An 8,646-nucleotide genomic window follows, 5' to 3' on the forward strand; every position below is an offset into this window, starting at 1 on the left:
GCGATCAGAGGGATGAAGCCCGCCGCCGAAGCCCCATGCGTGGGACACAGGTAGTCACGTAAGGGGCGTGCGTGCTTCGACGTGTGCGCCGGTGACAGCGTATGCCGGCGCGAGTAGCTTTTCGCGCACAGCTCGGCTTCCGGGGGGCCTTCGTCGCCGGCTAGGGCCGACGGCTGCGCGGAGCCGGGGAGGGGGACTTGTGAGCGCACCTGAGACTGTTGGTCCACGCCAGGTGCGGCAGTCGGCAGAGGTCGGCCCGTACCGGGCGTTCATCTCCTACAGTCAGGCGGCTGACGGCAAGCTGGCGCCGAGGCTCCAGCGGGGACTGCACCGCTTGGCCAAGCCTTGGTACCGGTCCCCGTCCTTTCGTGTCTTCCGCGATTCGACGAGCCTGACCGCCTCCCCGGGCCTGTGGTCCGAAATCGAGCGAGCGCTCGGCGCCTCGGAGTTCTTCATTTTGCTGGCCTCACCCAAGGCTGCGAAGTCGAGGTGGGTGGATCGAGAGGTCGCGTGGTGGTTGGCGCACCGGTCTCCGCAACGCATCCTGATCGGCTTGACCGATGGCAAGCTGACGTGGGACGAGGCCCTCGGCGACTTTGACCGGGCCCCACCGTGTCCGTTACCGAAGCGCCTGCGAGGAGCCTTCGTCGAGGAGCCGCGGGTCATCAAACTGCAATGGGCCCGCACCGAGGAACAGTTGTCTCTGCGGCACGAGAGATTCCGCGACGTGGTGGCCGAGTTCGCGGCACCCCTGCACGGCGTGAGCAAGGAAGCGCTGGTGGGAGAGGACCTCCGCCGGCAGCGGCAGACCATGCGGTGGCGGAACTCCGCGATTGCCGTTCTCACAGTGCTTACGCTGTTGGCGGCCTCTGCGTCCGTCGTAGCCGTCCAGCAGCGCAACACCGCGGTGGAGCAGCGCAACACCGCCCGGCAGCAGCGGGACCTGGCGGTCTCGCGGCAACTGGCGGCGCAGTCGGACCGAATCGTTGAGACCCAGCCGGAAAACGCGATCCTGGTGGGTCTGGAGAGCCTAAAGGCGGCCGGAGGGCAGCATCGGGACCCGCCGGCAGGCCTGGTCACGGGGTTAGCCCGGCTCCAGCACGTGTCGGAGCGACACCGGATTCCCAACGCCATCACCGTGTCCTACAGTCCCGACGGCCGAACCCTGGCGTTGGGCGAGGAGAACGGATCCATCCGCCTGCGGGACCTCTCCGTGCGGCACTTGCCGGACCGGATCCTGCGCGGCCATACCAGCGCAGTGCAGAGCGTGGCCTTCAGCAGGGACGGCAAGCTGCTCGCTTCGACGGGCGACACGTCGATACGGCTATGGGACGTGGCGACGGGCCGGCCGCATGGCCCGGCAATCGAGCGGAAGGGCTCCGGCAACGGCGTGGCCTTCAGCCCAGATGGCAAGCTGCTGGCCTCTGTGGGCGCCGACACGGCCGTAGGGCTGTGGGACGTCGCCTCGGGAAAGCCCCAAGGACAACCGCTCGTCGGGCATACCGACACCGTCTTCGACACGGTCTTTAGCCCGGATGGCAGTCTGCTGGCTTCCGTGAGCGCGGACAGGACAGTGCGGTTATGGGATGTGGCCACCGGCGAGCCTCACGGAGAACCTCTCCGAGGCCACACCGACGGTGTTATGGACGTGGCCTTCACCCCCGACGGGAAGGTGCTGGCCTCCGCGAGCATGGACAAGACGGTACGGCTGTGGGATGTGGCCACGGGTCGGCCTCGCGGGGAGCCACTCCAGGGCCACACCAACACCGTCAACGGGATAGCGATCAGTCCCGACGGGAAGCTGCTGGCATCGGCCGGAGCCGACGTGGTGCAGTTGTGGGACACGGACACCGGACGCCGTCACGGGCTGCCCCTGACGGGCCACAGCGACAGCGTCCGGTCCGTGGCTTTCAGCCCGGACGGCAAGCAGCTCGCTTCCATCAGCGACGACAACACCCTGCGGTTGTGGACGGTGGCCGAGACGCCTTCGGTGAGCCAGGCGCTCACCGGCCACACCGGTGAGGTGTTCGCTACGAAATTCAGTCCGGACGGCAGGCAACTCGCCACGGCGAGCGCCGACGGGTCCGTGCGGCTCTGGGACGCCGCGACGGGACAGCCCCACGGTAAGCCGCTCATCGGCCACGACGGCTGGGTCATCGGCGTGGCCTTCAGTCCGGACGGGAATCTGCTGGCCTCCGGCGGAGAAGACGGCACAGTGCGGCTGTGGGACGTCGTCACCGGACAGCCGTACGGCACACCTCTGACCGGACACACCAACTGGGTCACCCGGGTCGAATTCAGTCCTGACGGCAGAGTGCTGGCCAGCGCCAGTGATGACAAGACTGTCCGGTTGTGGGACATCCCAGCCGGCCGTCCCCACGGTTCACCGCTCTTTCACGACCGCGGGGTCCTCGGCATTGCATTCAGCCCGGACGGCGAGACACTCGCCTCGGCGGACAACGCGGTGCGGCTGTGGAACGTGGCCTCCGGCCGACAACTCCGCAAGCCGCTGGATGCCGATGCGGAGACGGTGAACGCGGTGGCCTTCAGCCCGGACGGCAAGACACTCGCCTCGGCGGACAACGCGGTACGGCTTTGGGATGTCGCCTCGGGCCGGCCACTACGCAAGCCGCTGGAAGGTCACACCGGGACGGTGGCCGACGTGGCGTTCAGCCCGGACGGGAAGCAGCTGGCCTCCGGCGGCATCGACAGCACGGTCCGCTTGTGGCAGGTCTCCTCCGGTCGGCCGAGCGGGCCGCCACTGACCGGACACTTCGCCGCGACCCCCACCGTCGACGGTTTCGCGGGGGTGGTGAACCAGGTCGCCTTCAGCCCGGACGGTACCCGGCTCGCCAGCGCCGGGGACGACGCCACTGTGCGCCTGTGGAAGCCGCACTTCAAGTCTTGGGCCGCGTACGGCTGCGCCATCGTGCACCGCAACCTGACCCGCGCCGACTGGCAGACCCTCGCCGAAGGGCTCACCTACGAACGAACCTGCCCGGCATAGTTGGACGGTGGCTGGATCCTGCGCCGCTTGTACCGCATAACCGCATCATGGATAAAGACGGCGTCCTGGTGTGGATCAAGTAGCACCACGGCGGAGGACCAAAGATAAGCGAGATGGCCGGCGCCCTGCGACCGTCGGCGCGTAACGGTGGACGCGGGAAAGCCCCACGCAGTCTGAGCTCTGACGTGCCGACATCACCCTCGACTACAGTTCCAGTCGGGGAAAGCAGCCATCACACAGTGAAGGTCGGGGGATGAACGGCGGCAGGACAACCAGAGTGACAAGCACGCTGACCTTCCGGGCACTACTCTCCATGGTGCTAGGCGCCGGCCTGGGCTTAGGGGTGTACACCATCAGTCGTGCCGATGGCACTTACCTCTTCGCCATCACCGGCGGGTTGACCGGGGTCGTGATCGCACTCGGCCTCGATGCCTACCGAAGGGCCGGCCGACTGACGGAAGTACGCGTGACTGTTCCCCAGCTCAGCGAGCTCACCTTCGTCGTCAACAACGACTCACGCCAAGTCGCCTGGCAGCTGTTCATCGAATCCGTAACCCGCGTATCCATCCAGTCCTTGGACGACGACGAAGGCATCCTCCGCGAAGCCCTCACTTCTCTCTATGGGCTGTTCGCCACGACCAGGGACACCCTGAAGGTCAGTCGGCCCTCGGTCCATGCCAACAGCGGCCTGACCGTCGAACACCTCGCTATCAACTTCCTTAACGTGGAACTACGGCCCTTCCTCACCAAATGGCACCCTCGTCTGAGCGCCTTCGAGGAGAGCTCCCCGCAACGCCCCGAACACGAGTGGTTGCAGGCAGCCGAGTGCCGCGCCGACCTTCGCCAAGTTCAGGCCAACGCCCGCCAATACGTCCTCGCGTACGCGCGCCTGGCCGGCATCAAGAACGCGCAAGCCATGATCGAAGGAACCCAGATCCACACCTGAGAGGTTGCCAGCGAAGCGGCGCGACGGCAGGGCCGCGCGTGAGGCCACGTGGACAGGCCGCCTAGTCTATGTCCCCAAGCCGCGAAATAGGGCCCGCGCCGACTCCGTCCATACGCCGCCATGCCGCAGACCGTCAGGCGTCCGATGGCCAACTGGCGGCCGCGATCCTGCGGGGGTGGCGCCCTTTCGGCCAGGACCTGGCAGTTCTACGCTGAGTGGCTCAGCATGTGGCACGGGGTTCGGGGGGCGCGATGGACGGCGGTGCGGGGGCGCCTGACGGTGTGTCGGGTCAGCTGTGGTTCATCAGTTATGCGAGGCCGGACCGGGCGTGGGCTGAGTGGGTCGGCTGGCAGCTGCTCGACGACGGATATGAGGTGGAGCTGGACTACTGGGACTGGGGCCCGAGCGATAACTTCGTGCTGAAAATGAATGCCGCCCTTGAACGCGGCCGCATCCTGGCCCTGTTCTCCCCAGCGTATTTCGAGCAGGAGCGGTTTACCACTTTGGAGTGGACCGCAGTCCTGGCGATGAAGGAGAAGATCACCTCGGTCCGAGTCGCCGAAACCGTCCTGCCGGCGATCCTGCACTCTGTCACTCCGGCGGACCTGTTCGGTCAGGGGGAACAGGAGGCCCGCCGTGTCCTGCTGCGCGCGGTCAACGGCACCCCCGTCCGCCCCAGCACACCGCCTGTTTTCCCCGATACCTGGCCCGGTGCCAGGAACGCCGGGGTGTTGCGGTCGTTGGGCGATAGCGGGCCGCGACTGCCTGGCAGCCTGCCGCGGGTTTGGAACCTGCCCGCCCGCAACGCCGCGTTCACCGGCCGGGACAGCCTCCTGATCCGTCTGCGCCAGGCGCTAGCTGCTGATCAGCGAGTAGCGGTCCAAGCACTACGGGGCCGCGGGGGCATCGGCAAGACCCAGCTCGCCATCGAGTACGCCCACCGGTTCGCCGGTGAGTACCAACTCGCCTGGTGGATCCCCGCCGAAAAACCCGCCCTCATCCCCGACCAACTGGCCCGGCTCGCCGACCGCATCGATGCCGCACCCGTCGGGACACCCCTCGAGCGCGCAGTCGACCAACTTCTCGAAAAACTACGTACGAACGCGCGCTGGCTGCTGGTCTTCGACAACGCCGAAGACCCCACCCAGCTCGCCCCGTTCCTGCCCGGAGGCACGAACGGCCACGTGCTGATCACCTCCCGCAACCCGAACTGGCACAGCCTCGCCACCCCCATCGACATCACCGTCCTGAACCGGCCTGAGTCCCTGACCCTCCTCCGCGCCCACGGCGCCACTGTGGATGACGGCACTGGTGACGAAATCGCTGACGCACTCGATGACCTGCCGCTCGCCCTCGTGCAGGCCGGGGCCCTCCTCACCAGCGGTTTCCCCGCCGCTGACCTGAAGGCCGAACTCGATCGCAGCGTGGCAACAGTGATGGCTGAAGGCCAACCAGATACTTACCCAGCATCGTTCGCCGCTCAAAACCATGTCACCATCAGCCGCCTCAACGCCGACCACCCCGGTGCAGCCGCTCTCCTCACAGCCCTGGCCCTGCTGGCACCCGAACCCTTCCCCCTGGCTACCTGTACGGGCCACCTCCCCCACCAGGCCTCCACACTGCTGAAAGACACCCTGGATACCCGCACCACCACTGTTCGTGCCCTGGACGCGATCGCCCGTCACAGCCTGGCCCGCGTCCAGGAAGGAACCCTCCAGCTCCACCGGCTCACCCAGGCCGTCCTCGCCGACCAACTCGACCCCGCACAACGCGAGCAGGCACAACGAGACGCCGAAACCCTCCTCAGCGCTGCCAATCCGGGAGACCCTAAAGAGCCTCCCTCCTGGCCAGCCTGGCAGATCCTGGTCCCCCATGCCCTGATCATGGACCCCGCGCACCTCACCACCAGCGCAGGACGCCGGACCGCTGCGAGCGCATGCTGGTACCTGATGGAACGGGCTCAGCCGCTGCCTGCCCGGGAGTACCTGCAAGAGCTGTATGACACCTGGGCCCCGCAACTCGGCCCTGACCACGACGACACCCTGCACCTAGCCCATGAACTGGCCCGCGCTTACGAGGACACCGGCGACTACGAGAAGGCCCTCGCTTTGAACGAGGACGCCTACCAACGACACACAAATCTCCGAGGCGACGACGACACCCGCGCTCTGTTCAGCGCTGTCGCACTAGCCGGCGTCCTCAACGCACTGCAGCGCCACGAAGAAGCCCTATCTCTGGCCCAAGACACACTGACCCGACGACAACGACTGCTAGGCAAGGACGGCCACGAGACCCTGCGTACGGCCATCAACGTGGTGATTTACCTAGCTTCTGTGGGTCGGGTTGATGAGGCGGTGGCGTTGGGTGAGGACACACTGGAACGACTACGACGGGTGCGAGGCAAAGACCACCCGGACACCCTGCGCATGGCAGGAAACCTGGCCGCTGACTTGCGTTCTGTGGGTCGGGTTGATGAGGCGGTGGCGTTGGGTGAGGACACACTGGAACGGCTACGGCGAGTGTTAGGTGAAGATCACCCCACCACGCTAGGCAGGGCCGTCAACCTGGCGACTCGCCTAGATTCTGTGGGTCGTGTTGATGAGGCGGTGGCGTTGGGTGAGGAGGCGCTGGAGCGGCTCCGCCGGGTGCAGGGTGAGGATGATCCCGACACTCTGGTCGCGGCCTCGAACCAGGCGGTGTATCTGGGCCACGCGGGTCGTGTTGATGAGGCCGTGGCGTTGGGTGAGGACACACTGGAACGGCTACGGCGGGTGCAGGGTGAGGATGATCCCGACACTCTGCTCGCGGCCTCGAACCAGGCCGTGTATCTGGGCCACGCGGGTCGTGTTGATGAGGCGGTTGCGTGGGGTGAGGAGGCGCTGGAGCGGCTCCGCCGGGTGCGGGGTGAGGATGATCCCGGCACTCTGCGTACGGCCGTCAACCTGACCGGTGCCCTGCATTCTGTGGGTCGTGTTGATGAGGCGGTGGCGTTGGGTGAGGACACGCTGGAACGGCTACGGCGAGTGTTAGGTGAAGATCACCCCACCACGCTAGGCAGGGCCGTCAACCTGGCCGGTGACTTGCGTTCTGTGGGTCGTGTTGATGAGGCGGTTGCGTTGGGTGAGGAGGCGCTGGAGCGGCTCCGCCGGACGTTGGGGGAAGACCACCCTGCCGCTCAGACTATCGCCCAGCTCGTAGTAAGCCTGTCTGAGGAACAGACGGGGTCCGACGCAGGGTAGTGATCGCCCCGGAACGGCCGGTCTGGAGGGCCTGGCGGGTTCCGGTTGTCCATGACATCAGCGTGCGTCTACCAACTAGCCCCCGCACTTCGAGCACGAGGGCAGGGCGGCGTAACGCCCGGCCGGGTGTACTGCCAGGTCTCTGCGCGAGCAGGGCTGGACGTAGTTGTTCCCGCGTCTCTCGCTCCCGCCACGCGGCCTCTGTGACCTTGTCCTCGACCTGCTCCCGAACCAGCCCAGCGCTCTGACGCCGGACCGGATCCCGCCCGATGTCCTGCCCAGCCCACATCACACCCCCACCCTTTTGCGCCGGCCAGTTGCCGCCTCAATGAGTCGGCATCCCGAACAGCAGGACGGTCACGACAATGGCCACCGGAATAGCCAGAGCCACGGCCAGGCTGGCAAGACAGCCCCAGAAAGTCAGTCGCCAGCTGGTTCTCGCGTAGTCATCGCTCTTCGACACACTCGTATTCTCCTGCGCAGCCCACATGGCTCGGTCCACGAGAACGGGCAGCAGTTGTTCACTGGTTTGGGAGGCAGACCGGCCAGGGCTGCGAATCGAACTGTGTACGGGTTTCGACAGCACCGACGGATGCCGGCGGACTGCGCGCGAGCGAAACCTGGGCGGGGTAGCAGGAGAGCTGCCCCCTGTCTGATGATCAGCAGATGCGCCCGCTGAAGCACGGTTACACCAACCACACCGTCGGCGACGGGACTGTCGTGGAGAAGACCTACGAGGGCCCCGATGCTGAACTCAGGCTCCGTCGTGAGCACGCATTGCTGACCCGGTTGCAGGGCCGGTTGCCCGTGCCGCCGGTGCAGGAAGCGACCGCGACCACGCTCAGTCTTGGCTTCGTGGCCGGCGTGCCCGGCCAGGAACTCCTGGAGGCCGGTCAACCAGAAGCTGTCTTGACGAGCTGTGGGGAGTTGCTGCGCCGTATCCACGGAATCGCGCCGAGCGTGCTGCCGGAAGACGCGCGCAGGACGGACAAGGTGCTTGTGCACGGCGACTTCGGCCCCAACAACGTGCTGCTCGATCCCGAGACCTCCGAGGTCACCGCGGTGGTCGACTGGGAGTTCGCCCACCTCGGGGATCCGGTCGAGGATCTGGCGTGGTGCGAGTGGGTCGTGCGCACGCACCATCCCAAGCACCGCCGTGCACTCGGTCACTTCTTCCGAGCCTACGGCGGGGAGGTGCCGTCCTGGCCGATCCGCAGGGCCGCCATGGTGGCCCAGTGCGAGGCGCTGCGGCAGTTCTGTGACCGGTGGGAGCCGAACGGCCCGGGTGTGAGGCAGTGGCAGGAGCGCGCCGCAGCCACAGCCGACTGGCAGGAGTAGTCCGGTATCCGGGCCCCGCTAAGAGGTCCTAACAAAGGCGTTGGACGTGGCGGTGGGTGATCAGACACGTGGCGAGGCCGAGGAACGCTTCGTGGATGTCGTCGCGTCTCTCCCAG

At 66.7% G+C, this 8,646-nt stretch carries 4 protein-coding genes; all 4 read left to right on the plus strand.

The features are described 5' to 3' along the window. The first annotated feature begins 199 nt into the window (after nt 1–199). The gene (locus ACZ48Z_RS29055; RefSeq protein ID WP_468738823.1) at nt 200–3,007 is read left to right on the plus strand and encodes a TIR domain-containing protein; all 2,808 of its coding nucleotides are present in this window, start codon (nt 200–202) and stop codon (nt 3,005–3,007) included. A 277-nt stretch (nt 3,008–3,284) separates the two neighbouring features. Next, nucleotides 3,285–3,953: a hypothetical protein gene (locus tag ACZ48Z_RS29060; protein WP_468738824.1), complete on the plus strand. Its 669-nt coding sequence runs from the start codon at nt 3,285–3,287 to the stop codon at nt 3,951–3,953. A 251-nt stretch (nt 3,954–4,204) separates the two neighbouring features. Beyond that, a complete protein-coding gene (fxsT, locus tag ACZ48Z_RS29065) occupies nt 4,205–7,192 on the plus strand; it encodes an FxSxx-COOH system tetratricopeptide repeat protein (protein WP_468738825.1) in 2,988 nt (995 codons plus the stop codon). A gap of 666 nt (nt 7,193–7,858) precedes the next feature. Beyond that, the gene (locus ACZ48Z_RS29070) at nt 7,859–8,530 is read left to right on the plus strand and encodes a phosphotransferase family protein (protein ID WP_468738826.1); all 672 of its coding nucleotides are present in this window, start codon (nt 7,859–7,861) and stop codon (nt 8,528–8,530) included. The last annotated feature ends 116 nt before the right edge of the window (nt 8,531–8,646 follow it).

This window comes from Streptomyces sp. NPDC031225, assembly GCF_055570355.1.

Bases quoted from the DNA above. Each gene is read 5' to 3' on its own strand.
- ACZ48Z_RS29070 (WP_468738826.1), top strand. From the start codon at position 7,859: ATGCGCCCGCTGAAGCACGGTTACACCAACCACACCGTCGGCGACGGG.
- fxsT (WP_468738825.1), top strand. From the start codon at position 4,205: ATGGACGGCGGTGCGGGGGCGCCTGACGGTGTGTCGGGTCAGCTGTGG.